Genomic DNA, 24,590 nt, shown 5'->3' with positions numbered 1-24,590 from the left:
GAAAATATTACGTCATAATAATGAAATTTATTTGTAATGTTGCCGGAAAACCATCGCTGCTTTAATATTCGCTCCGCAAACGCAGCCAAACGATTGCGCGCGTCTTTCAGATTCTACAGCCGGTATGTGAAGCCTCTGTCTATTTCATGATCAACTCTTGGAGCTGACGATGTCGATTGTCCTGAACCCTCTCGGAACCTACCAAACCGGTGTCTTCGACGAAGGCGCGCAAGAGATCAATGCCTACGACCCGGAGACCCAGCGCCTCTTCGTCGTCAACGCCGATGCCACGACGGTCGACGTGCTGGATCTCAGTGATCCCGCGAATCCCAACAAGCTCGGCAGCATCGATGCCTCCGCGTTTGGCTCCAGTGCCAACAGCGTGGCGGTGAAGGAGGGGCTGATCGCGGTGGCAATCGAAGCCCCAGTGTCGACCGATCCCGGCAAGGTCGTGTTCTTCAACGCCGACGAAACCGATTTTGCCAACCCCACCTTGGTCGCCGAAGTCGGCGTGGGTGCGTTGCCCGACATGGTCGCCTTTACCCCCGACGGGAGCACCCTGGTCGTCGCCAACGAAGGTGAGCCCGACGGCGGCGTTGATCCGGACGGCTCGGTGAGTATCATCGACATCGCCACCTTTACCGAGCAAAAGGCGACCTTCGACGCCTTTAACGCGCAACAGGCAGCCCTACAAGCCGAAGGCCTGCGGCTCTTTCCCGATAAGACCCTCTCTGCGGATGTCGAGCCCGAATATGTGGCGATCACGTCGGACGGCGCACAGGCCTATGTCACCTTGCAAGAGGCGAATGCGGTGGCCGTGGTCGATATCGCCAGTGCGACCGTCACCGACATCCAGACGCTCGCGCCGATCGACCACAGCCAGCCCGGTAATGGCCTTGATCCCAGTGACCGTGATTCCGGCATCAACATCCAGACTTGGCCCGTCTTTGGCCTGCAGATGCCGGACGCGCTCGCCGTCTACGAGGTCGGTGGTGAGACCTACTATGTGACCGCCAATGAAGGCGACGATCGCGGCGATGCCGATGAAGACGCGACCGGTGATGCCGTCCGTCTCAAGGATCTCGCCGATGTCACCTCCTTTGGCCATGATGGCCTCGCGCTCGACCCCAGCATCACCGATGCGTCTCCCAACATCGCCGATGATGACCAGCTCGGACGTCTCACCATCTCCACGGTCGATGGCGACACCGATGGCGATGGTGACATCGACCAGATCCATGCCTACGGCAGCCGCTCGTTCAGCATCTTCGACAGCCAAGGCAATCTGGTCTTCAACAGCGGCGACGCCTTCGAGCAGATCACCGCAGAGCACTTCCCCGAGGACTTCAACGCCAACAACGACGAGAACGACAGCTTCGAGAGCCGCAGCGATAACAAAGGCCCGGAGCCCGAAGGCGTCACCCTCGGTGAGATCGATGGCAAGACCTACGCCTTCATCGGCCTCGAGCGCGTCGGCGGCATCATGGTCTACGACATCACCGATCCGGCCGAGGCCTCCTTCGTCAACTACATCAACAAACGCGACTTCAGCGTCGAGGCCGAGCTCGCCGATGGTTCCACCAACCCCGAGGTGGGCGATCTCGGCCCCGAGGGGATAACCTTCATCGCCGCCGAGGACAGCCCGAACGATCAACCGCTGCTGGCAGTGTCCAATGAGGTCAGCGGCACCACGACGTTGTACGGAGTCGAGTCGAGAGAACCCGTCTATACCCTCGAACTCCTCCATGCGGCTGATCAGGAAGCGGGCCCGGCGGCCATTCAAGATGCGCCGAATTTCTCGGCCGTGCTCAATGCCCTCAGGGCTCAGGATCTCGGCAACGATGGTCTCCCGGATAACACCCTGACCCTCTCAGCCGGTGATGCCATCATTCCCGGTCTGTTCTTCGATGCCTCTGAGGCGGTGTTCGGTTCGCCGGGGATCGCGGATATCCAGATCCAAAACGAGCTTGGCTTCCAGGCGCTCGCGCTTGGCAATCACGAGTTCGACTATGGCACCGCTACCCTGGCCGGCTTGATCGACGGCTCCGCGACTGGTGATTTCTCGGCCCTCAGCGGCTCCGAGCTGGCCGGTCAGGCCTTCACCGGAGCGAACTTCCCCTACCTCGCCACCAACCTCGACTTCTCGACCGACGCCAACCTTGCGCCGCTGGAGGTCGAGGGTGGTCAGGCCCCGCAAGCCCGCACGGTGACCTCGTCGGTGGTCATCGACGTCAACGGTGAAGCGATCGGTGTCGTCGGGGCGACCACGCCGACCCTCGCCATCATCTCGAGTCCTGGGGATCTCGGTATCGCGCCGGCCGACTTCGATGCCAACCCGACCCCTGCCCAGCTCGATGCGCTGGCCGCCGAGATCCAAACGGAGGTCGATGCGCTGCTGGCGGCCAATCCCGGCATGGACAAGATCGTGCTGTTGGCGCATATGCAGCAACTCGATATCGAACGGGCGCTCGCCGAGCGTTTGAGCCATGTCGACATCATCGTCGCCGGCGGCTCCAACACCCGTCTGTTCGACGACAACGATCGCATCCGCGATGGCGACAGCGACCAAGGCCCCTATCCTCAATTCATCACCGACGCCGATGGCGTGACCACCGCAGTGGTCAACACCGACGGCAGCTACAAGTACGTCGGCCGATTGGTGCTCGACTTCGACAGCGACGGCCACATCATCGCCGACAGCTACGATCCCGAGATCTCCGGCGCCTATGCCACCGACGCTCAGGGCGTGGCTGCCTTGGGTGCCGAAGGGCTGATCGATCCTGAGATTCAGGCCATGGCCGATGCCATCGAGGCGCAGATCATCGCCACCGAAAGCAACGTCTTCGGCGTCTCAGACGTCTTCCTCAACGGCAACCGCTCCGGTATTGACACCCCGGAGGAGACCGATGGTGTCCGCACCCAGGAAACCAACCTTGGTAACCTGACGGCAGACGCGAACCTGGCGATCGCACAGGAGTACGACGAGGACGTGGTCGTCTCGATCAAAAACGGCGGCGGCATCCGGGCTTCGATCGGCGAGACGATCGTTCCTCCGGGTGGCAGCGAGGCGGTGCGCTCCCCGAACGAAGCGGTGATCGGCAGCGACGGCAACATCGTCAAGCCGGCCGGCGGGATCAGCCAGAACGATATCCAGACCACGCTGGCTTTCAACAATGACCTGACCTTACTGACGCTCACCAAGGCCGAATTGGTCGCGGTGCTCGAGCATGGGGTTGGCGATATCGGCTCCGGTCGCTTCCCGCAGGTCTCCGGGATCAAGTTCTCCTATGATCCCGACCTGCCCGCCGGCGAGCGCCTCCTCAATGCAGGGATCTTCGATGAGAACGACACGCTGGTCGCCGAACTGGTCCGCGACGGCGAGATAGTGGGCGATGCCAGCGCATCTTTCCGCATCGTGACCCTCAATTTCCTAGCCGGTGGTGGCGATGGCTACCCATTCCCGACCGCCCCGCAAGCCGATCGGCTCGAGCTGACCGACCTCGATGGCGATGCCGAGCCGGACGAGAGCCTGACCGGTGAGGCCACCTTCACGTTTGACGGCACCGAGCAGGATGCACTCGCCGAGTATCTGAACGACAACTTCAACCCAGACAACGGCGGCGAGGCGTTTGGTGCCGCCGATAGTGGACGTGATCTCGATGAGCGCATCCAGAACCTGGATTACCGCACCGATGCCGTGTTCGATATCGATGTGCCGGAGCCGACCCAATCGATTGTCCTGAACCCTCTCGGCACCTATCAAACCGGCGTCTTCGACGAGGGCGCGCAAGAGATCAATGCCTACGACCCGGAGACCCAGCGCCTGTTTGTCGTCAACGCCGATGCCACGACGATCGACGTGCTGGATCTCGGTGATCCCGCCAATCCCATCAAGCTCGGCAGCATTGATGCCTCCGCGTTTGGCTCCAGTGCCAACAGTGTGGCGGTGAAGGAGGGTCTGATCGCCGTGGCGATCGAAGCCCCGGTATCGACCGATCCCGGCAAGGTCGTGTTCTTTAACGCTAACGAAACCGATTTTGCCAACCCCACCTTGGTCGATGAGGTCGAGGTGGGCGCGCTACCCGACATGGTCGCCTTTACCCCCGACGGGAGCACCCTGGTCGTCGCCAACGAAGGCGAGCCCGACGGCGGCGTCGATCCGGACGGCTCGGTCAGCCTCATCGACATCGCCACCTTTACCGAGCAAAAGGCCACCTTCGACGCCTTTAACGCGCAACAGGCAGCCCTACAAGCCGCCGGCCTGCGGCTCTTTCCCGACAAGACACTCTCTGCGGATGTCGAGCCCGAATACGTGGCGATCACGTCTGACGGCGCGCACGCCTATGTCACCTTGCAGGAAGCGAACGCGGTAGCGGTGGTCGATATCGCCAGTGCGACCGTCACCGACATCCAGCCGCTCGCGCCGATCGACCACAGCCAGCCCGGCAATGGCCTTGATCCCAGTGACCGCGACTCCGGCATCAATATTCAGACCTGGCCCGTCTTTGGCCTGCAGATGCCCGATGCGCTCGCCGTCCACGAGGTCGGTGGTGAGACCTACTATGTGACCGCCAATGAAGGCGACGATCGCGGCGATGCCGATGAAGACGTGACCGGTGATGCCGTTCGTCTCAAGGATCTCGACGAGGTCACCTCTTTTGGTCGCTCGGGGATTGCGTTGGATGCCAGCATCACCGATGCGTCTCCCAACATCGCCGACGATGACCAGCTCGGCCGCCTCACCATCTCCACGGTCGATGGCGACACCGATGGCGATGGCGACATCGACCAGATCCATGCCTACGGCAGCCGCTCGTTCAGCATCTTCGACAGCCAAGGCAACCTGGTCTTCAACAGCGGCGATGACTTCGAGCGGATCACGGCACAAGCCTTCCCCGACGATTTCAACGCCAACAACGACGAGAACGACAGCTTCGAGAGCCGCAGCGACAACAAAGGCCCAGAGCCGGAAGGCGTCACCCTCGGCGAGATCGATGGCAAGACCTACGCCTTCATCGGTCTCGAGCGCGTCGGCGGCATCATGGTCTACGACATCACCGAGCCGGCCGAGGCCTCCTTCGTCAACTACATCAACAACCGCGATTTCAGCGTCGAGGCCGAGCTCGCCGATGGTTCCACCAACCCCGAGGTGGGCGATCTCGGCCCCGAGGGGATAACCTTCATCGCCGCCGAGGACAGTCCAAACGGTCAACCGCTGCTGGCAGTGTCCAACGAGGTGAGCGGTACCACGACGATGTATGCGATTGAGTCGGATGAAGAGCCCGAGGCACTGAAGCCTGAGTTGGCTATCTCCGAAATAGCCATGCGAAGATTAGCAGGTGAGGCTGCTGAGCTGTCTGAGAATCTATTAAACATCTTTGCCCGGATTCTGAGCCGTCAAATCACTATCGATGAAGAGACTGATCAGATTGAATACGGGGCTGCGTTTGATAACCTGCTATCTGTTTTCACCTTTGTTGCTACCGACACGGGTAATCGCCCAGATTCACCGTTTAGCCACGAGGATCGAGTTGAGCAAGTTAAAGAAGAAGCAGAAGCAGAGGTTTTTGCGCAAGATCCGTTTGCAGCGTTTGGCGATGCTAAAAACCATCAGCTAGACGATGGAGATGCAATCTTCTTCGAGGATCGAATTAATGACTTCGATCAATCGCATGGTCTAGAGATCGAGGATGCGATGATAAACACACCTCTCGAAAATACAGGCTCCAGTATTTCTAACATGGAAACGGACGTCGTCACGCAGCAAGTGGTGGAAACAACAGGTGGTATAGAAAGCTATGTCGACCTCTGGCTAGCCTGATGTGAAGTCATAGAAGATCGCTGTTCCAGCAATTCTTCGCAGCCGATCGTGACTGCCATGAAATGCACGGGGAATACCCCGTGCATTTCGGGCTACATTCCGTTCAGTGCATCGCATCGACGCGATAACGATAAAGCCGCCAACCATTGATCGGCTCATCGCAACCGCTGGCGTCCCAGGTCGCGGAGACATCGATCACGGTGAAACGCCCGTCGGGGCAGCTATAGAGGCTGCGGGTCTCGACGGCGTCGAAGCCGGTGATCTCGGGTGGCGAGAACTTGCGCGTCAGCAGCCAGAAGCCGGTTTGCCGCAAGGCCTGCGGGTTCGGCAGCGGTGCGATTCGTCCGCGCCCGTACTCCGATGGCCGGGTGATCCCGGGCCATTGACTGACCGCAAGCTGGGGCTGATAGAAGTTCAGCATGGCCGCGAACTGATAGCGATCGGCGATCACCGGCTCGGGCAGGCGCGCGCTATAGTCGGCCAGCTCCGCGAAGCCGTGGCTCTCACGCAGTACGCGTCCGGCCGCGTCCGGCAAGGGCGGGAAGGCCGTGACCGCGTATAACACATAAACACTGATGAGTATCAGGTTGCCAGCGGCCGCGGCCAGCGCCCAGGCGGCCACCCCGCCATCAACCCCGCCATCTACCCCGCCATCGAACCCGCGCCGCAATAGCAGCGCGACGAAGGGCACGGCGCCAATCAGATAGGGCGCCGCCCAGTTCGCCTCGACCTCACTGCCGAGCGCGACCAGCGCAAACAGGCCCAAGGGCACCAAAGCCGCCGCCCCTAGCAGCGAGACGGCGGCAGGATCGAGCGTGCTGATCGTGCGATCAAGTTCGGGCTCGGACTCGGGCTTGATGCCACCCCCCACACCCCCCAGGCGCCAACTAGGGAACCAACCGACGCGCCAAAAAAAATGCCAAGTAGGGCGCTCATCTGAGCCCTGACCAGAGCCTTCATCCGCGCGCTGGTAAGCACGTCGACCAGCGCGCCAAACGGCGATCCCGATCGGCACCAGCACCAGCCCCCAGAACAGCAACTGCTCGCCGATGAAACCGCCGAGACTGGAGAGTCGCTCGCCCACATCCATTGGCGTCGGTTGCTCGCGCGCATAGGCCTGCGCGCCGGTGACTGCGGGCAGGGCGTCTGCCGCCAGCCTGATCGGACCGCTATCGGTCGAAAAGCCGTGCCCAAACTGAAACCGCAGGGTCAGCCAGTCGTTCTGCGCATTCCAGAGCAGGTTTGGCGAGCACACCAGCAGCGCGAGCAGCCCCCCGAGATAGGGCCAAGGCGTGCGCAATGCGCGCGGGTCGGCGCGCACCAGCGCCCAGAGAAAGACCGGGCCGATCATGACCATGCTGTACTTGCCGAGCAGCCCGAGCCCGGTCGCGAGACCCGCCGTGAGCCAGCGTCGACGCTGGCCCTGGAGTGCCCGCAGCGCCTCGTGCAAGGCCAGCGGCCAGCACAGCAGCAACACGCTGTCGGGCGTGGTGATGACGCCAGCGACCAGCCCAGGGGCGGTGGCGACCGAGAGGATGAGCGCGAGCAGCAGCCCATTGCCCGCGCGCAGACCACTGGCACGATACAGGCGCCAAAGCACCAGCAGCGCCGCGCTGCCAAACAGCACGGCGCCGAGCCGGGCGGCCAGCGTGGAGCCGGGCTCGATGACGACACCGAGTCCGAGCAGGGCGACGGCGGGCGGATGGTCGAAATAGCCCCAGGCGAGTCGACCCGCCCAGTCGAAGTAATAGGCCTCATCGCGCATGACCGGCAGCAGATCGGCGACCAGCAAACGCCAGGCCGTGATGCTGATGATCAGCGCGATGACCCAGCGAACCTCGTCGCCTGCGGCATACTGAGCAGACACCAAGCGCTTGCTCATGCGGGTCCAGGGGCTTGCGCGCAGTGGCTCTTGCGCAACTCTTGCTCGATCAGGGTTTGCAGCCGTTGATGATCGTTCATCAGCTCAGCGGGCGGCGCCGGTGTCTGTTTCAGCATCGCCTCGGCCTGGCCCAAGCCTTGACAGCGATTCCCACCGGACTCCTTCAGCAGTGCGTGATAGAGCAACGCCGAGGCGGTGTAGATGAAGCCGAGCGCGCTGTCTGGCACCTGCGCGCGCGCCTGGTTGGCGGCCGCCAGCAGCTTCTGGTTCTCGCGGTCGAGCGTCCTTTCCCGCACCGAGGCATCGAGCCGGTTGCGCCGCTCGCTCAGAGTCAGTAACAAGCCGCCGTGATAGGACGCCATGCTCGGCGACGCGCTCGAGTGGTGCAGCAGCAAGGCTTGGCGGTAACCGGATTCGGCCGCGTCGAGCAATTGCCGGGTTCGCCCCCTGGTCGCGGAAGCGTCAACCGGTAACTGGATGGCGAGTCGCAAACAGGCATCAGCGCGAATGGCGTGGACCTCGGCGCAGGTATCCGAGGGCTCGCCGCAGTCGATGTCGGCGGCCACGATCGCCTCCCAGTCGCTGTCCGCGACCAACGCCTGCAACTGCTCCAACTCCAGCACGGGGCCGAAGCCGACGATGGGTTGGGTCTCGCAGCCCACGGCAAGGCCGAGGAGGGCGAGCGCGCAGCATGCGCGGAGCCACAGGCGAGGCCCTGTATGACGCAAAGGGCTCATCGAACCGTCCGCTCCTCGCGCGTCTTGGGCTGGGGCTTGATCGGCGACTCGATGGGGGCCGCGATCGGGGCGTTGAGCGGAAGGAGGCGTTGCAGCATGAGAAAACCGACCCAAACCAGCAGGATCGAGGTCAGCGCATCGCTGAGGAAATGCGCGCCTGCGGCCATCCGCGCGAGCACCATCGCCAGCAGATAGAGCAGGGCCAAGCCGGTCCAGAGCGAGCCGACCCCACACACCACCACCGGCACCGCGACCAGCCAGGCGGCGGCCGCGACATGGCCGGATGCGAAGGCGCCGCCGCCCTGGTCGGAGACGATGAAGGCCGGCGAGAAGGCGCGCTGCCCGCCGAACTGCTCAAGCTGGATCGGGCGCGCCCGCCCCCAATGCTCCTTGAAGAGCGTATTCACGATCAGACCCGGTACGAGCGCGAGCAGCAGCAGCAGGAAGGCGAGTCGTCGGCCGGTGACGCGACTCGCGACCGACCCGATGAACCGCTCGCTAGCGTGCCGATGGATCGGCACTCGGAGAGCACAGGCGCCGATCAGGCCGAGGCTGATGACCACCAACAGCTTGTCGATCGAGTGATACATGAACTGCTCCCAGAGGGCGCCGCGCGCGGCAAAGTTGTCCTCCGGTGTCCAGAACAGGCTGGCGACGGCGAGGTCGATCTGCGGAAACGCCAGCCAAAGATCGGCCAGCGCGAAGAACAGGATCGAGACGGCAAGCAGCGGCGAGGCGCGCATGGGCAAGACGGGGTCGGCTTCACTTCTTGCGCTCACGCATGAAGCCCCAGAGGTCTTTGATGAGGTCGAGCATCAGTAGGGCTCTCGTCAGTAAGGTTTCTCGAAGGAATGGGGTGATCGTGATAAAACGCCGAGGATGTTGACCGCCATGAGTGCCGAAGACGCATCTGAGTAGGGTTCGCCCGGCAGCTGCCGCGCAAGCCGGCGGAGTATAACGAAGTTCTGATGTGCTGACCCGCTTGCTCTGCGGTTGAAGCCAATCCGCGGCCGGACCTCGTTGCACGGCGACAAGACGGCAGCGCGGAGCATACCGCGACCTTTACTCTCGCCACAGCGCACGCTGGACGCTCGTCGTCTAAAGCCTCAGCGGCCGAGACGTCTGCTGATGACAGCGCAGGTCGCTGATCGAGAGCGCTAGCCCGGGTCACCTGTTTGCAGCGGTCCGGCGTTTCCCGCGACAACGCCGAGTGATGACCGGCCTGGCTACTCCCCAGATGGCTCCCGCACGATGCCGAGCGCGGCGAGATAGGCTTGGGCGCTGGCGTGGATCGAAAAGTCCTGGGCACGCTCGATCAATCGCGTCTTCGCCGGCGGGTGCGCCAGGGTCTCGCTGATCACCCGCGCCAAGGCCTGATGATCGCCAACTGGCACCAGTGCCTGCGGACAGCAGGGACCCAGGATCTCACGCGGGCCGGAGGGGCAGTCGGTGCTGACCGCCGGCGTGCCGCACGCAAGTGCCTCGACCAACACGATCCCCAAGCCCTCCCAACGCGAACTCAGTGCAAAGACCGCTGCTTGGCGCATATACGGATAGGGATTGTTGACGAAGCCGGGCAGGTCGACCGCATCGGCGACACCAAGGTCGGCCGCCAGCGCTAGCAGCCGTTCGCGTTGGCGGCCGCGACCGAGGATCAACAGCCGACAGGGGCGCTCGGCCCGCACCAGCGCGAAGGCGCGGATCAGGGTGGCGAAGTCCTTGCGTGAGCCAAGCTCGCCCACCCCGAGGATGACCGGTGGCGCGCCAGCGGCGAGCCAAGGATGCTCGATCGGTTCCTGCGCCAAGGGCTCCAATCGCGCCGAGACAATCGGGCTATGGGCGACCTGAATACGCGCGCGCTCGACGCCAAGCTGCTCGACCAGATCGGTCGCGACCCCGACCGAGGGCACGATGATGCCATCGGCGAGCCGATACAGATAGCGGATCGAGGCGCGCTGCAGCACGCGCTCACCGAGGCCGCGACTGGCGAGATTGACCGAGACCGTGGTGCCAAGCCGCACGGCGAGCCGGGTGTGTACGCCAGACAGCATGCGCGCCAGGATCGCGATGCGATTGACGCGATCTTTGTCGGAGAGCATCGCGACCGGGCGCTCGCGGCGCAGATACCGCGCCACGGCCGACAGTGCGGTGTTGACGTGTGCAGTGCCGAGATCGATGCAGCGCACGCCTGGCGGGACGGGCTCAAGCCGTGGTCCATGTCGGCGCACCTGCAGTAGATCGACGCGTAGCCCCCAGGCGGCCCATTGCTCGATCAGGTTGACGAGGATACGGTCGACGCCGCTGTGGCCTGAGGTGGCGGCGAAGATTGCGATGCGTTCGGCCGCTGATGGTTCGCCGCAAGTCAATGCTTAGTCCATCCCAGGATGGCCTGTCTCTGACCTGAAAGCCCTCCCCCCGACCCGGGAACGCTTAGCCCGAGCACTTCAGCATAGCGCGCGGCGCTGCGCTGCGGATCGAAGCGCGCGGCCCCGGCGCGCAGGCGCTCGGCCGGCAACGGCGCCTCGAGCACCGAGCGCATCGCCTCGGCCAAGGCGACCGGGTCGTCGACCGGCACCAGGGGGCCGAGGCGGCCGTCGTTGAGGATCTCGCGCGGGCCGCTTGGGCAGTCGGTCGAGACGCAGGGCGTGCCGAGCGTGAGGGCCTCGAGCAGGGCGTTGTTGGCGCCCTCGAAGACAGATGAGCAGACGAACAGGTCGGCGGCGGCGACATAGCGGAACGGGTTCGACTGATAGCCGAGCAGCTCGATCCGGTCGGCGATTCCGAGTCGCGCCGCCAGCGCCAGCAGTCGTTCATGTTGGCCGCCGCCGCCGCAAATCATCAGGCGCGCGTTCATCGCCGGCGGCAACAGCGCGAAGGCACGTAGCAGTAGGCTGAACTGCTTGGCGCGCACCAAGCGCCCGACGCTAACGATGACAGGTCCGATCTTTTGCTTGAGCCAGGGATGCGAGACCGGCTCGCCGGCTAGGCGGGCGATGGCCTCGGCATCAACCGGATTCAGGATGGTCTCGATGCGTGGCTGATGCCGCCGCCAGCGCGGACCCTGGTTCAGCATGCGCGTTAACGCGGCGCTGACGCCGGAGGAAATGCCGATCAATAGATCGACCTGGCGATAAAGCACAGCGAGCCGCCAGCCATTCCAAGCCGCCGTCCAAGGGCTGTTGCGCTTGAGCCGTTCCGGAATATTGGTGCCGACGCGAAAAGCGGTGAAGGGGCGTTCTCCGTCGAGTGTACGCCGCAGGAGCAGGCGATGACTCTGATCTCGGTTGCTGAGGATGGCGTCGGGCTGGCGCTGGCGCAGGTACGCGAGCAGCGTCGGCTCGGCCTGCTTGAGTCGATCGAGATCGATGACGAAGCGATTGACCTCGCCTCGCAGCGCACTCAGGTCTGGATGCTCCGCGCTCGGCAGCAGCAGATCGATGTCGATGCCGGTATCGAGCAGGGCGTCTATCAGCGTGGTCATCACACGCCCGACACCGCCGCTGCCTTGGCGGAAGCCGATCATGGCCAGTCGCCGTCGTGGCGCGCTTGTGCTTGCGTTTGCCGGCGTGAGTGCTCTGTGATCGACCATGCGCAGTGTCTTCATCAAACGTGCACGAGAAACCTTGTCCTTCTGAGGGAGCGCTCGGTGGCTGCAAGAGCGCGTCCATTCCAATGGCCTCAAGGGCCAGAGCGAGGGGCTGGGGTGACGGCTAGTGATGCAGGCCGGTTATAGTACAGCGTTTGCCCATGCTGTCCCCACGACTGTTTTTGTGACCACCGCAATCGCTTCGCCCTGGAACGGCTCGCTAGACCGCTTGCGTCTTTTTAGCCTCTATGCACTCTCGCTCAGCCTGTTCATGGCGCCGGCTGGGGTCTCGGCCGGACTGCTGCTGATCTGGGTTTGGTTCGTGGCGCTGTTGCTGAGCCGGGCCCACCAGCCCCAGCTGCCGCGTCATCCGCTGGTCTGGCTGACGCTCGCGTTCGCGCTCTATGGTCTGCTGCAGGCGCTCTTCCCACGCATGGCGAGTGCCGAGCTGATGCAGCGCTGGGAGGTCGCGTTCAGTTGGGCGCAGCTCGCTGTCATGGTGCCAATCGCTTACGCGCTGCGCGGTGAGGAGCGACTCGCGCAGCGCTTGTTCTTGCTGGTGCTGATGGGGATCTTGCTCGGCACCCTCTGGCGGCTGGACTGGGCATTGTTGCTCGGCGATGCCGATGCCTTCTTCGATTCGCGCCCGGGCTTCGGTTTTCCGGCGCTCGCTTATGCCCTCTATGCGGGAACGGCGCTGATCGGGCTGCTGGTTCTGCGCCGGCGTTGTTGGTACCGGCATGATGGCCGGTTACGCTGGTGGGCCTTGCCGCTGTGGCTTGCGGCGCTGGTCATGCTGGCCGAAGGCGTGGTACTGACCCAGGCCCGTGGTAGCTGGCTTGGGCTGATCTTGGTCGCGTTGCTTGGGGCTGGGCTGTGGCTGCGCGGGCAATGGCGACGGCATGGGCGGATTCCGCGCACCCCTTTGTTGGTGGCTGCAAGCGCGCTGCTGCTGCTCATTGGCTTGAACGCCAGCGAGATCGGTGAGCGTCTGAACGAGGAGCGAAGGGTCGCCGAGCAACTACTGCGCGGCGAGGTGCCGCCCGATCAGGTCACCTCGCTGACATTGCGTTGGCATGCCCAACGCTTCGGATTTGAGGTATGGCAAAAACGGCCCTGGCTGGGTTGGGGGCCCGGCGCCAGCGCTCCGCTGATAGCCGCAAGCGTAGCCGCGCTCGCTGTGGAGACTGAAGCCGATTCTTGGACAGGGGTCGCGGCAGGGACCGAAGCTGGTGCGGCGGCAGGGGCTGATGCTGGTGTAGTAGGGGCTGATGGCGCTGATGAGGTGGCGGGACTTGCGCGTGGCGGCAGGGCGAGCGTCGTGGACGCTAAGCTGGCCGCTGCTGCGAGCGGGATCTGGCATCCCGAGGATGGCGTCATCAAGCATCTGCACAACAGCTACCTGGAGCTTCTGGCCCAGTTGGGTCTGGTTGGCTTCGGGCTCTGGATGCTGATCGCCCTGCTATTGCTCTGGGCGGTCTATGACGGGATTCGCCGTGGACGGCTGAGCCTGGATGTGGGTCTGTTCCTGAGCCTTGCGCTGCTCTACCTAGCGGTTTGGAGTCTGTTCGATTTCCGTATGGTGCACCAAGACTTTCGTGGCTACTGGGCGCTGCTCGCGGGCACGGCGCTGAGCATGGCGCTGTACCGGCGCGACAGCGTTGAGGATGATGGTCGCTGATGAGGGTTCCGAGTACCGATCAGGGAGCGGAAACAATGGCCCGATGCAGCGTTGGCAGGGACGCTCGAGACGGCGATGGGGCGAGGGCAAGTCCGCAACGTCTCCTGTTGGTGCGCCTGAGCGCGATCGGTGACATCATCTTCGCCTCGCCGCTGATCGCAAGCGCTCGGCGCGCCCATCCTCGGGCGCACATCGCCTGGCTGGTGCAGCCCGAATGTGCGCCGTTGCTGGCGCACCACCCGGACCTTGACCAGGTCATCGAGTGGCCGCTGCCGCGCTGGCGCCGGCTCTGGCGCGAGCGGCGTCTCTTCGGGCTGGTGGCGGAGGTCATCGTGGCGGTGAAGGCGTTGCGCGCGTGCCGCTTCGATCTGGCGATCGATTTGCAAGGGCTGCTCAAGAGCGCGCTGCCAGTGCGCTGGTCCGGAGCACCGGAGCGCATCGGCTTGGGCACGCGCGAAGGCGGTCAGTGGCTGATGACGCAGCGGATCGAGCGGGGGCCGAACAGCGACTGGATCAGCTCCGAGTACCGTCACCTCGCCTCCAGTCTGGGCTGGCCGAGCGATGATTTCCGCCTCCGGGTGTCTCCAGGCCGCGAGGCCGAATTGGCGGCCGAGGCGCTGATCGCCGCGCATGGACTGGACGCCGGTTATGCCGTGATCTGTCCGTTTACCACGCGCCCGCAGAAGCATTGGATCGATGCGCGTTGGTCGGCGCTGGCAGCGCGGATTCACGCGCGCTTTGGACTACCGACGCTGATGCTGGGCGGTCCGGGGGATCGAGAGGCCGCGCAGCGGATCAGCCGCGGGCCGCTGGTCGATCTGGTCGGCGCGACCAGCCTCCTGAGCGCGGCGGCGCTGATCCGTCGGGCTCGCTGCGTGGTCGGTGTCGATACCGGCCTCAGCCACATGGGCATCGCCTTCGAGCGGCCGACGGTGCTGCTATTCGGCTCGACCTGTCCCTATACCGAGACCGGCAGCGCCGCCGCACGCGTGCTCTATCACCCGCGCCACTGCTCGCCCTGCCGCCGCCGGCCGATCTGTGATGGCGCCTTCACCTGCATGCGCGAGATTCAGCTCGACGAGGTCATGGCGACGTTGGTCGAACTGCTGGAGCGGGACCGGAGCGAACAGACGAGTCGGGCGGATCAGGCTGATCGGGCAGATCGGCCTGATCAGGCGGATCAAGCCGATCCGTCGGTGGGTCGAGCATCAGGATGAAGGTGCTGCACATCGAGGGTGGGGCGCACCTCTATGGCGGTGCGCAGCAGGTTCTTTATCTGCTGGAAGGACTGGCGGCGCGCGGCATCGAGAATCATCTCGCCTGTCGTCCTGGCTGCGCGCTAGGCGTCCGCGCCGAGTCCTTCGCGGTGGTGCACGGCATGCCGATGCACGGTGATTTGGATGTGCTGATGATCGGACGCCTGTATCGGCTGATCCGCCGCGTACAGCCAGAGCTGGTGCATCTGCACAGCCGCATCGGCGCCGATCTGATGGGCGGCCTCGCGGCGCGGCTGGCTGGGGTGGCGGTGCTGCACACGCGTCGGGTCGATAACCCCGAGCCGCGCTGGTTGGTCGCGCTCAAGTATCGGCTGCATGATCGGGTGATCGCGATCTCCGAGGGCATCGCGCGCGTGCTGCGCTCCGAGGGGCTGCCGGAGGCCAAGCTGCGCGTGGTGCGCAGCGCGGTCGTCGCCGAGCGTTTTGCCCAGCCCTGTCGGCCGGGGCTGATCGGCGAGCGGCTCGGGTTGCCGGAGGAGGCGTTGGTGCTCGGCGTGGTCGCGCAGCTGATCGCGCGCAAGGGGCATGCGGTGCTGCTGCGAGCACTACCCGCCTTGCTCGCCGAGCAGCCACGGCTGCGGGTGGTGTTTTTCGGTCAGGGACCACTGGCCGACGTGCTCACACAGCAGATCGATGCGGCGGGGCTCAACGGGCGCGTGCATCTGGTCGGCTTTCGCGACGATCTCGCCGAGCTGCTGCCTTGCCTGGCGCTGCTGGTGCATCCGGCGCTGATGGAAGGGCTTGGCGTGTCCTTGTTGCAGGCGGCGGCCGCTGGGGTGCCGATCGTCGCGAGCCGCGTGGGCGGTATCCCGGAGGCCGTCGAGGATGGTGTCACGGGGCTGTTGGTGCCTCCCGGCGAGGCGGCGGCCTTGGCGCAGGCCATGCGCGCCTTGCTCACTGATCCCGCGCGGCGCGAGCGGTTCGGGCAGGCCGGGGCCGAGCGGGTGCGCCGGGTGTTCTCCGTCAACGAAATGGTCGAGGGAAATCTGAGGGTCTATCACGAGCTGCTGGCGGAGGCTGCGCGATGAGCGCCAAGCCCGGATCAGCGCCCGGATCAGCGCCCGATCCCAGGGCTGACACCGACGCTCAGATGACCTCTCACGCCGAGGCTCATCCTGACCGGCTGGCCTCGGCTCACTGGCCCTCGAGCCTGCAACTGATCGGCAGCAAGGGCCTGGGCGGCGCCGAGCGCTGGTTCCAACGCTTCTGCGAGGCGCTGGCCGAGCGGCAGGCACCGGCGGCGATCGGTCTGCGCGCCGGCGGCGAGCTGGATCGCCTGCGCGGGCAGCAGGGGCTGGACGCACGGTTACCCTGCCATCGATTGCCGTTTCGCACCGTTTGGGACCCGCTCTCGCGGCTGGCCGTCGAACGGCTCGTGCGGCGCGTAAAGCCGCAGATCGTGCAGACCTACATGGGCCGGGCGACGCGACTGACTCGCTTGTCACGCCGTCCTGGCCTGGGCTTGGCTCGACCGGTCCATCTGACACGGCTCGGCGGTTACTATGACCTGTCTCCCTACCGGCATGCGGATGCATGGATCGGCAATACGCGCCAGCTTTGCGACTGGATGCTGCAACAGGGGTTACCCGCGCGACGCGTGCATCAGATCTACAACTTCGTCGATCCGCCGCAGCCACTGCCGGCGGCTGAACTCGCGCAGCGACGGCGCCAACTGGGAGTGCATGCCGATGAGCAACTGCTGCTCTGCATGGGCCGCTTCGTCACCGTCAAGGGCCAGCGCTATCTGCTCGATGCGCTTGCGCGCTTGCCAGCCGAGCTGGGTGGCCGGCGCTGGCGTTTGCTGTTGCTCGGTGAGGGGCCACTGCGACAGCGGTTGCAACGACAGGCGCGCGAGCTGGGCATCGACTCGCGCATCCTCTGGCTCGGTTGGCAGCCGGAGCCGGCGCCCTATCTGCAACTTGCCGATCTGGTGGTCTTCCCGTCGCTCGAGACCGAGACCCTGGGCAATGTGATCCTCGAGGCCTGGGCCTGGCGCCGACCGTTGGTGACGGCGGCGTTTCGCGGCGCGCGCGAGATCACCCATCACGGCAAGGATGCCTGGTGCGTGCCCTGCGAGGATGCGCCGGCCCTGGCCGAGGGCATCCGGTTGCTGCTGCGCGAGCCGGCCTTGGCCAAGGCGCTGGTGGAGCAGGGCGCCCAGCGGGTCGAGCAGACCTTTTCGCGCACTGTGATCATGCAGCGTTACCTTGAACTCTACACCGACCTGACCGATGGCTGATCCCGTCTCAAGCCCAAGCCCACTCGGCCGACGCCTGTCGATCCTGATGTACCACCAGGTTGGGCGCTTCAAGCCAATGCGCGCGCATCGCGCGAATTATTGCGATGCCGGGCGTTTCGCGCGCCAGATGGCCTTGCTCGCCCATGGCGGCTTCCATGTGATCTCTCTCGAGCGGGCACTGGCGGGACTTTATGGCCAATCCCCCTTGCCACCACGGGCGGTGCTCTTGACCTTCGACGATGCCTACGCCGATTTCATCGAGCACGCGCTGCCAGTGCTGATGGCACATCGATTCCCGGCCGTGGTCTATGCCATCAGCGATTGGGTCGGACAGCGCATGCGCTGGGCCGAGCGCGATCCCGATCGTGCCGAGCCGGCCCTGATGAGTGCTTTCCAATTACGCGCGCTCAAGGAGGCCGGCATCAGTGTCGGCTCGCATGGGGTCTCGCATCGCAAGCTCGCTGAGCTGGCGCCGGCGGAACAAGCCCGGGAGCTGAATCAGAGCCGGGCGGCGCTCGAGGACCTGCTCGGGCAACCGGTGCGCGATCTGTGCTATCCCTTTGGCCGCTTCACTCAGGAGACGGTGCGCCTCGCCGCCGAGGCGGGCTATCGCAGCGCGATGACCTGTCTGCGTGGGGCCGCCACTGGCGCGGATCATCCCCTGGTGCTGCCGCGCAAGGCGGTCTCGTTCGGCGACAACTTGCTCGGCGTCGGCTGGAAGCTGACCAAGCATCGACCAAAGCCGGCGCTGGAGGACTGGCGCCGCTGGAGCCACCAGCGCGCGGATGCTGTCGGCCTCCGAGGCGGTCGTTGAGACATGCGTTCCCTGTATTCACTCCTGCTCACGCTGGTGCTGCCGCTGGTACTGCTGCGTCTGCTCTGGCGCGGCTACCGCAATCCGGCCTATCTCCAACGCTGGCCGGAGCGGCTTGGGGTTTGGCGAGTGCCGCCGCGCCCGGTCGATCTCTGGATTCACGCCGTCTCGGTCGGCGAGGTGCAGGCGATGCAGCCGCTGATCCGCGAACTGCTCGGGCGTGAACCGGCGCTGGAGCTGATCGTCACCACCACGACCCCAACCGGCGCTCGGCGGCTGCGGGATCTGTTCGGTGAGCGTGTGCAGCACGCCTTCACGCCCTACGATCTGCCGGTGGTCATGCACCGCTTTCTGCAGCGAGCCCAGCCGCGTCTGGTGTTGGTGGTCGAGACCGAGATCTGGCCGAACATGCTCGCGGTCTGCGCCGCGCGCGGCATCCCGGTGATCCTGGCGAATGCCCGCATGTCGCCGCGCTCGGCGCGCGGCTATGCGCGCCTTGGCGGCTTGACCGCGCGCACGCTGCGCGGCTTTGCGTGGATCGCCGCACAGAGCCCGCCCGATGCCGAGCGCTTCATCGCACTCGGTGCCGACGCGCGTCGGGTGCGGGTGACCGGCAGCATCAAATTCGATGTCCGGTTGCCGGCGAGCCTGCGCGATCGCGCCGAGGCGATGCGCCGTGCGTGGGGCATCAACCGTCCGGTCTGGGTGGCCGCGAGTACCCACGAGGGCGAGGAGGAGCCCTTGCTCGCCGTGCAACGCCGGCTGCGAACCCTGTTCCCCGAGGTCTTGTTGGTGCTGGTGCCGCGCCATCCGGAGCGCTTCGAGCGGGTCGCGGCCTTGGTGCAGCGTGACGGTCAGGCCCTGATGCGCCGCAGCCAAGGGCAGGACTGCGAGGGCGCCTGTTCGGTCTATCTGGTCGATAGCATGGGCGAGCTGCCGATGTTTCTGGCCGCCGCCGACGCGGCCTTCATCGGCGGCAGTCTGGTGCCGGTCGGCGGCCATAATCTGCTGGAGGCCGCCGCGCTGGCCGTGCCGGTGGCGATCGGCCCGCATTGCTTCAATGTCGCCGAGATCACCCGCCTGTTGGTGGCCGAGCAGGGCGCGGTCCAAATCGAAGACGCCGAGGCGCTGGGCCGGTTGCTCGAGGGCTGGCTCGGCGATGCCACCGAACGCGCACGCATCGGTGAGCAGGGCCTGGCCTTCGTCGAGCGCAACCGGGGCGCCTTGCAGCGCCTGCTGGCGCTGCTGGATGGAAAAAGCTAGGGCGGCGGCGCTACCGGCTCGGCCGTGGACTGAACCGCAGCTATTTGAACAGGCGCGAGACCTCGCGGAATTGCGCATGCTGGGAGTCGCTGAGCCATTCGAAGGCGACCGACTCGGTGTTGCTGACCTGGATGCCAGAGTGGCGCATGCGCGCGAGGGCATTATCGGCCTTCTGTGGATGGCGCGAGCAGATGCCATCGGCGGCGACGAAGACTTGATAGCCCCAGCGCTGCAGGCCAGAGGCGGTCTGGATGATGCAAATATGCGCTTCCATGCCGACGAGCACCACTTGCTTGCGCTCGGGCTGCTCGGTCAGCGCGCGCTCGAAGCCGGCGGCGGTGCAGCACGAGAAGCAGGTCTTTTCGGTCGGCGCGGCGGTTGCGGGGAGCTGGTCGCGGATGGCATCGATGGTCGTGCCGAGTCCTTGCGGATACTGCTCGGTCGAGATGATCGGGATCTCGAGGATCTTGGCCGCGCCGATGAGCCGGTTGATGTTGCCCACCGTGCGTTCGAGCACGTCCTCGGGCATGGCGGCGGCGAGGCGCTCCTGCGCATCGATGATCAAAAGCTGCGCGAACGCGGCCTGGCACAACGGCATCGGGGCCTGGTGGATGCTCATGACGGTCTCCTCGCGGGGGGTGAATCGGCAGCGCTGCTTGGGCGCTGCTCAGTAGGTCGGCATTTCGGGGTCGACGTCGCTCGCCCAAGCGGCGACACCGCCGCGCAGGTTGATCACGCGCCGAAAGCCTTGGAGTTGGAGAAAGAGGGCGACCTGATGCGAGCGGATGCCGTGATGGCAGATGAGGACGGTCGGGCGCGCCTGATCGAGCTGGGCGACGGCGGCCGGGATCTGGCGCATCGGCAACAGCTCGCTGCCGTCGATCCGGCAGATGGCATGCTCCCAGGGCTCGCGCACATCGAGCAGCAGTGGTCGCTGTTGGTCGAGCGTGGCGTTGCCATCGAGCAGGTCTTTCAGGGATTGGGGAGTGATCTGTTCTATCACCGGCGCCTCGCATCGGTTGGGTGGGATTCAGAACGCGAAGCGTTCTGGTAGCGGGGCATTCTCGAGCGCAGCGATGCAAGTCTCGAACAGGCTTTCGCGGCGAATGTCGTTGCCGATGCGGGTGATGCGCATCGCCTCCATCAGCGGCGGCTCGCCGACGACGATGAACAGGCGCCCGCCATCGGTGAGCTGTTGCTCGAGTGCCGCAAGAGGCTCGGCGGTGGGCACCGAACCGGTGACGGCGATGACATCGAAGGGGCCGCCGTCGATGTGCCCGGAGAAGGCATCACCGGTGTGCACCTCGGTGTGCGAGAGCCCCATGGCCTCGAGGCGTGCGCGCGCGCCCTCGGCCAGGGCCGGGTCGATCTCGAGGCTGAGGACACGCTTGCCGAGGTGCGCCAGGCAGGCGGTGACGTAGCCCGTGCCGGTGCCGATCTCGAGCACCGTCTCGTGCGGCTGTACCTGCACTGCCTGCAGCAGGCGCCCGACGACCTTGGGCGCCAGCATGGCGGCCTGGTCGCCGAGTGGGATCTCGATATCGGCATAGGCCAGCCCTCGGTAGGCATCGGGCACGAAGGCCTCGCGCGGTAGCTCGCGCATCACTGTGAGCACGCGCTGGTCAAGCACCTCCCAGGGACGTACTTGCTGCTCGATCATGTTGAACCGTGCTCGGTCCGTGGTCGCTTGCATCGGTTTGAATCCTCATCTTGCGATAATGGGCGGTCGCTCGATCACGCACACTGACCACCGGTGAAGGGTATGGATTTTGATCAGCAGTGGCAAGCGCCTCGCGGAGTGCTCGGTCCCGCGTGCTAGAGCAGCACGAGGTTATCGCGATGGATCAACTCTTCGTCATCGATGTAGCCGAGGATGTCGACGAAGGCCGCGCTGGGCTGGCCCTGGATGCGCAGGGTCTCTTGCACATCATAGTTGACCAGTCCGCGGGCGATCTCCTGGCCCTGCTCATCGACGCAGGCGACCACCTCGCCGCGCTTGAACTGCCCGCGCACCGCCTTGACACCGACCGCGAGCAGGCTGCGGCCCTGTTCACGCAGGGCGCGCGCGGCGCCGGCGTCCAGCACCAGGCGGCCGCTCACGCGCAGATGGCCGGCCAGCCATTGTTTGCGTGCCGCTTGCGGCTCTTGCACCGGGCTGAGCAGGGTGCCGACCGGCTCGCCCTGGCCGAGCCGCGCGAGACCGTCGGCGGCGCGCCCCGAGGCGATGAGGGTGGTGCATCCGGAGCGCGCGGCGAGGCGCGCGGCGCGCACCTTGGTGACCATGCCGCCGCTGCCGAGACCGCCGCCGCTGCCGCCGGCCACTGCATCGAGTCGATTGTCATCGACCCGCGTCTCGGTGATCAAGCGGGCCTCGGGGTGGGTGCGCGGGTCGGCCTCGAAGAGACCGTCCTGATCGGTCAGCAGCACCAGCAGTTCGGCCTCGATCAGATTCGCGACCAAGGCCGCCAGGGTGTCGTTGTCGCCGAAGCGCAGCTCATCGGTGGCGACGGTGTCGTTCTCGTTGACCACCGGCACCACGCCGAGCGCGAGCAGGGTGCGCAAGGTGCTGCGGGCGTTCAGGTAGCGCTCGCGGTTGGCGAGATCGTCGCGGGTCAGCAGGACCTGCGCGGTGTGCAGACCGTGGCGGGCGAAACAGGCCTCCCAGGCCCGGATCAGGCCCATCTGGCCGATGGCGGCGGCGGCTTGCAGCTCATGCAGCGCGCGCGGTCGTCGGCTCCAGCCCATGCGCGCCATGCCCTGGGCCACGGCGCCGGAGGAGACCAGCACCAGGTCATGGCCGGCGAGCCGGCGCGCGGCGAGCTGGGCGACCCAGGGTTCGAGCACCTCGATGTCGAGACCGGCGCCGTCGCGCGTCAGCAGCGCGCTGCCGATCTTCACGACCCAGCGTCGGGTCTGCGGGATGCGCTGGCGATTGGGCATGTGAGCGCGCTAGTCGAGTGGATGCCAGCCGCTGGCGGCGTCCGCATCGGCCTCGCTCGCATCCTGTTCCGGCGCGAGCGGGTGTTGGATCTCGCTGAGCCGCTGCATCAGAGCGCCGGTCAACGCATCGGTGCCGGCGCCGGTCGCGGCCGAGATCAGGAACACCGGGCCGGACCAGCCCAGGGCCTCGACCAGCGCGCGTCGTGCCTCGGCGCCCTGCTCGGCGTCCAGCACATCGCTCTTGTTCAGGACCAGCCAGCGCTCCTTGGTGGCCAGCGCCTCACCGTGGGCGACGAGTTCGTCGGCGATGATCCGCGCCTGTTCGAGCGGACGCGCACTGCCCTCGAGCGGGGCGATGTCGATCAGATGCAGCAACAGGCGGGTGCGGGTCAGGTGCTTCAGGAAGCGCGTGCCAAGCCCCGCGCCTTCGGCGGCGCCGGCGATGAGGCCAGGGATGTCGGCGATGACGAAACTCTGCCGGGGGCCGAGCCGGACCACGCCAAGATTGGGATAGAGGGTGGTGAACGGATAATCGGCGACCCGGGGGCGGGCGCTGGACACCTGCCGGATCAGGCTCGATTTGCCGGCATTGGGCAGCCCGACCAAGCCGACATCGGCGAGCAGGATCAGCTCGAGCCTCAGAAAGCGCCGTTCCCCAGGCGTGCCCGGCTTCGACTGGCGGGGCGCGCGATTGGTGCTCGACTTGTAGCGTGCATTACCAAGGCCGTGGAAGCCGCCTTGGGCGACCAGCAGACGCTGCTCAGCGGTGAGCACCTCGCCGATGCATTCCTCGGTCTCGCTATCGAAGACGCGGGTTCCGAGCGGCACCTGGATCGCGAGATCCTGTCCGCCACGACCGGTGCGGTTCTGGCCCATGCCATCGCGACCACGCTCGGCGCGATGGCGGCGCGCCTGGCGAAAATCGACCAGGGTATTGAGCCCCGGATCGCCGATCAGGTAGACGCTACCGCCATCACCGCCATCACCGCCGTCGGGGCCGCCCTTGGGGATGAAACGCTCGCGCCTGAAGCTGACGCATCCATTGCCCCCATCACCGGCCTCGACCCGGATCTGCGCCTCATCGACGAATTTCACGCACTGGTTTCGAGCGGATCGATGCTGACGAATTTGCGGTTGCGCGGGCCCTTGACCTCGAAGCGCACCACGCCATCCTTGAGCGCGAACAGGGTGTGATCGCGACCACAGCCGACATGCACGCCGCCGTGGAACCGGGTGCCGCGCTGGCGCACGATGATGCTGCCGGCCTGCACGGTCTGACCACCGAAGCGCTTGACGCCAAGGCGTTTGGACTCTGAATCGCGGCCGTTGCGAGAGCTGCCGCCTGCTTTCTTATGTGCCATGGTGTAATCCTCTCAGCCGTTGCTGATCGCGGTGATCTTGAGCTGCGTGAAGGGTTGGCGATGACCCTGCCGCTTCATGTGGTGCTTGCGCCGCTTGAATTTGATGATGCGCACCTTGTCATGCTTGCCGTGGGCCGCGACCTCGGCGGTGACCTTGGCGCCGTCCAGATACGGCTTGCCGAGCTGGACCGAATCGCCATCGGCGAGCATCAACACGCGCGGCATGTCCAGGGTCGCGCCCTGATCGACGTCGAGCTTCTCGACGGTCACGAGATCGCCCTCGGCGACGCGGTACTGTTTACCGCCGGTTTCGATGATTGCGTACATAACGGTGTCGAGATGCCTCGGAGCAGAGGAAGGGGTTGGCCGGGCGCGAGGGGCCGCGCGCTGGTGCCTCATCCGGGGCGCCGCTCGCAGGAACCAGTTCATCGCGCAAGACCCCCTAGTATGCCGGATCGCGCGGAAGGCGTCAAAGAGATGCGATCGAGCAGTCGTACGAAGCCTTGCCTCGCCTCCAGCAATTCCAAATTTGAAACCCTCATGTTACCAGTAGCTTTTCTGAAAGCGGTTGAAACTTGAGTTGTTAGCCGATGGTTCTCAAGCCCACCCCCACAGCCACACCGACGCCCCCGGTGTTCGCTACCGACCTGATGGCCAGCATCCGCGAAGCCTTGTTTGGACTCCCCGATCACCGCAAGGGCGGCAACAACCAGCGCTACGCCATCGGCGATGCGGCCTTGAGCGCGTTGTCGGTGTTCTTCATGCAAAGCCCGTCGTTTCTCGACTTCCAGCGCCGGATGCAAAAGGAGCGCGGCGCCAACAACGCCAACACCCTGTTCGGGGTCCATCAGATTCCCAGTGATCAGCAGATCCGCAACCTCCTCGATCCCATCGATCCAGAGCAGGTGTTCGCGGTGTTCATTGAGCGCGTTGAGGCGCTGCATGAGCAAGGCGCACTCGCGTCCCATCGCGGCCCGCATGGGGGTCTG

Annotated in this window: 19 protein-coding genes and 1 pseudogene; 8 read left to right on the top strand and 12 right to left on the bottom strand. The window is 65.4% G+C overall.

Features of this window, described 5'->3' with window-relative positions; all coding sequences use genetic code 11:
- The first annotated feature begins 169 nt into the window (after nucleotides 1-169).
- Entirely contained in the window at nucleotides 170-5,821 is a 5,652-nt protein-coding gene (locus CCR82_RS07320) for a choice-of-anchor I family protein (protein ID WP_201244741.1), read from the top strand.
- A 103-nt stretch (nucleotides 5,822-5,924) separates the two neighbouring features.
- Here CCR82_RS07320 and CCR82_RS07315 read toward each other — a convergent pair whose 3' ends face one another.
- From CCR82_RS07315 to CCR82_RS07295, 5 genes are all read right to left on the bottom strand, one after another.
- Nucleotides 5,925-7,688, bottom strand: coding sequence for a glycosyltransferase family 39 protein (locus CCR82_RS07315; protein WP_338073136.1), 1,764 nt, complete (start codon nucleotides 7,686-7,688; stop codon nucleotides 5,925-5,927).
- 11 nt (nucleotides 7,689-7,699) lie between these two features.
- Nucleotides 7,700-8,440: a hypothetical protein gene (locus CCR82_RS07310; RefSeq protein ID WP_201244739.1), complete on the bottom strand. Its 741-nt coding sequence runs from the start codon at nucleotides 8,438-8,440 to the stop codon at nucleotides 7,700-7,702.
- Nucleotides 8,437-9,219, bottom strand: coding sequence for a phosphatase PAP2 family protein (locus CCR82_RS07305; RefSeq protein ID WP_338073135.1), 783 nt, complete (start codon nucleotides 9,217-9,219; stop codon nucleotides 8,437-8,439). The genes CCR82_RS07310 and CCR82_RS07305 overlap by 4 nt, the downstream gene beginning before the upstream one ends.
- A 447-nt stretch (nucleotides 9,220-9,666) precedes the next feature.
- Nucleotides 9,667-10,806: a glycosyltransferase gene (locus tag CCR82_RS07300; RefSeq protein ID WP_201244738.1), complete on the bottom strand. Its 1,140-nt coding sequence runs from the start codon at nucleotides 10,804-10,806 to the stop codon at nucleotides 9,667-9,669.
- Nucleotides 10,803-11,963 carry a glycosyltransferase gene (locus tag CCR82_RS07295; RefSeq protein WP_201244737.1) on the bottom strand — a complete coding sequence of 387 codons (1,161 nt, stop codon included), beginning with the start codon at nucleotides 11,961-11,963 and terminating at the stop codon, nucleotides 10,803-10,805. Before CCR82_RS07295 ends, CCR82_RS07300 begins: the two co-directional genes overlap by 4 nt.
- A 247-nt stretch (nucleotides 11,964-12,210) precedes the next feature.
- On the opposite strand from CCR82_RS07295, the gene CCR82_RS19100 reads away from it, so the two are divergent.
- The 6 genes from CCR82_RS19100 to waaA are packed head-to-tail and all read left to right on the top strand — an operon-like array spanning nucleotide 12,211 to nucleotide 19,300.
- A complete protein-coding gene (locus CCR82_RS19100; RefSeq protein ID WP_201244736.1) occupies nucleotides 12,211-13,707 on the top strand; it encodes an O-antigen ligase family protein in 1,497 nt (498 codons plus the stop codon).
- A gap of 35 nt (nucleotides 13,708-13,742) precedes the next feature.
- A complete protein-coding gene (locus CCR82_RS07285) occupies nucleotides 13,743-14,924 on the top strand; it encodes a glycosyltransferase family 9 protein (protein WP_201244735.1) in 1,182 nt (393 codons plus the stop codon).
- Nucleotides 14,921-16,012 (top strand): glycosyltransferase, encoded by a 1,092-nt coding sequence (locus tag CCR82_RS07280; RefSeq protein WP_201244734.1) that lies wholly within the window; start codon nucleotides 14,921-14,923, stop codon nucleotides 16,010-16,012. Before CCR82_RS07285 ends, CCR82_RS07280 begins: the two co-directional genes overlap by 4 nt.
- Nucleotides 16,009-17,223, top strand: coding sequence for a glycosyltransferase (locus tag CCR82_RS07275; protein ID WP_338073134.1), 1,215 nt, complete (start codon nucleotides 16,009-16,011; stop codon nucleotides 17,221-17,223). The genes CCR82_RS07280 and CCR82_RS07275 overlap by 4 nt, the downstream gene beginning before the upstream one ends.
- Entirely contained in the window at nucleotides 17,216-18,037 is an 822-nt protein-coding gene (locus tag CCR82_RS07270; RefSeq protein WP_201244732.1) for a polysaccharide deacetylase family protein, read from the top strand. The genes CCR82_RS07275 and CCR82_RS07270 overlap by 8 nt, the downstream gene beginning before the upstream one ends.
- Before the next feature lie 3 nt (nucleotides 18,038-18,040).
- Entirely contained in the window at nucleotides 18,041-19,300 is a 1,260-nt protein-coding gene (gene waaA, locus CCR82_RS07265; protein ID WP_201244731.1) for a lipid IV(A) 3-deoxy-D-manno-octulosonic acid transferase, read from the top strand.
- 40 nt (nucleotides 19,301-19,340) lie between these two features.
- Here the strand turns inward: waaA and CCR82_RS07260 are convergent, their stop codons facing one another.
- The 7 genes from CCR82_RS07260 to rplU all read right to left on the bottom strand — a co-directional run bounded on the left by CCR82_RS07260 (nucleotide 19,341) and on the right by rplU (nucleotide 23,928).
- Nucleotides 19,341-19,919, bottom strand: coding sequence for an isochorismatase family protein (locus CCR82_RS07260; protein ID WP_201244730.1), 579 nt, complete (start codon nucleotides 19,917-19,919; stop codon nucleotides 19,341-19,343).
- 48 nt (nucleotides 19,920-19,967) lie between these two features.
- On the bottom strand, nucleotides 19,968-20,300 hold the full coding sequence (locus CCR82_RS07255; RefSeq protein WP_201244843.1) for a rhodanese-like domain-containing protein: 333 nt from the start codon (nucleotides 20,298-20,300) through the stop codon (nucleotides 19,968-19,970).
- A 30-nt stretch (nucleotides 20,301-20,330) separates the two neighbouring features.
- Complete coding sequence (locus CCR82_RS07250; protein ID WP_201244729.1) at nucleotides 20,331-20,993, bottom strand: protein-L-isoaspartate O-methyltransferase family protein; 663 nt, start codon at nucleotides 20,991-20,993, stop codon at nucleotides 20,331-20,333.
- 122 nt (nucleotides 20,994-21,115) lie between these two features.
- Nucleotides 21,116-22,240: a glutamate 5-kinase gene (proB, locus tag CCR82_RS07245; protein ID WP_201244728.1), complete on the bottom strand. Its 1,125-nt coding sequence runs from the start codon at nucleotides 22,238-22,240 to the stop codon at nucleotides 21,116-21,118.
- A gap of 9 nt (nucleotides 22,241-22,249) precedes the next feature.
- Complete coding sequence (cgtA, locus tag CCR82_RS07240) at nucleotides 22,250-23,335, bottom strand: Obg family GTPase CgtA (RefSeq protein ID WP_201244727.1); 1,086 nt, start codon at nucleotides 23,333-23,335, stop codon at nucleotides 22,250-22,252.
- Complete coding sequence (gene rpmA / locus CCR82_RS07235) at nucleotides 23,332-23,601, bottom strand: 50S ribosomal protein L27 (RefSeq protein ID WP_201244726.1); 270 nt, start codon at nucleotides 23,599-23,601, stop codon at nucleotides 23,332-23,334. The genes cgtA and rpmA overlap by 4 nt, the downstream gene beginning before the upstream one ends.
- Nucleotides 23,602-23,613: 12 nt before the next feature.
- On the bottom strand, nucleotides 23,614-23,928 hold the full coding sequence (gene rplU / locus CCR82_RS07230) for a 50S ribosomal protein L21 (RefSeq protein WP_201244725.1): 315 nt from the start codon (nucleotides 23,926-23,928) through the stop codon (nucleotides 23,614-23,616).
- A gap of 263 nt (nucleotides 23,929-24,191) precedes the next feature.
- On the opposite strand from rplU, the pseudogene CCR82_RS07225 reads away from it, so the two are divergent.
- Nucleotides 24,192-24,590 (top strand): annotated as a pseudogene (locus tag CCR82_RS07225) (ISNCY family transposase); the annotation flags it as partial.

Origin of the sequence: Halochromatium salexigens (genome assembly GCF_016653295.1) — a bacterium.
GTDB classification, from domain to species: Bacteria; Pseudomonadota; Gammaproteobacteria; order Chromatiales; family Chromatiaceae; genus Lamprobacter; species Lamprobacter salexigens.
This window is presented reverse-complemented; position numbering and strand designations above follow the sequence as displayed.

Coding starts and splice junctions, on each gene's coding strand:
- CCR82_RS07285 (WP_201244735.1), top strand. CDS start 13,743: ATGGCCCGATGCAGCGTTGGCAGGGACGCTCGAGACGGCGATGGGGCG.
- CCR82_RS07310 (WP_201244739.1), bottom strand. CDS start 8,440: ATGAGCCCTTTGCGTCATACAGGGCCTCGCCTGTGGCTCCGCGCATGC.
- CCR82_RS07320 (WP_201244741.1), top strand. CDS start 170: ATGTCGATTGTCCTGAACCCTCTCGGAACCTACCAAACCGGTGTCTTC.
- CCR82_RS07260 (WP_201244730.1), bottom strand. CDS start 19,919: ATGAGCATCCACCAGGCCCCGATGCCGTTGTGCCAGGCCGCGTTCGCG.
- rplU (WP_201244725.1), bottom strand. CDS start 23,928: ATGTACGCAATCATCGAAACCGGCGGTAAACAGTACCGCGTCGCCGAG.
- rpmA (WP_201244726.1), bottom strand. CDS start 23,601: ATGGCACATAAGAAAGCAGGCGGCAGCTCTCGCAACGGCCGCGATTCA.
- waaA (WP_201244731.1), top strand. CDS start 18,041: ATGCGTTCCCTGTATTCACTCCTGCTCACGCTGGTGCTGCCGCTGGTA.
- CCR82_RS07275 (WP_338073134.1), top strand. CDS start 16,009: ATGAGCGCCAAGCCCGGATCAGCGCCCGGATCAGCGCCCGATCCCAGG.
- CCR82_RS07295 (WP_201244737.1), bottom strand. CDS start 11,963: ATGATCGGCTTCCGCCAAGGCAGCGGCGGTGTCGGGCGTGTGATGACC.
- CCR82_RS07250 (WP_201244729.1), bottom strand. CDS start 20,993: ATGCAAGCGACCACGGACCGAGCACGGTTCAACATGATCGAGCAGCAA.
- proB (WP_201244728.1), bottom strand. CDS start 22,240: ATGCCCAATCGCCAGCGCATCCCGCAGACCCGACGCTGGGTCGTGAAG.
- CCR82_RS07270 (WP_201244732.1), top strand. CDS start 17,216: ATGGCTGATCCCGTCTCAAGCCCAAGCCCACTCGGCCGACGCCTGTCG.
- CCR82_RS07280 (WP_201244734.1), top strand. CDS start 14,921: ATGAAGGTGCTGCACATCGAGGGTGGGGCGCACCTCTATGGCGGTGCG.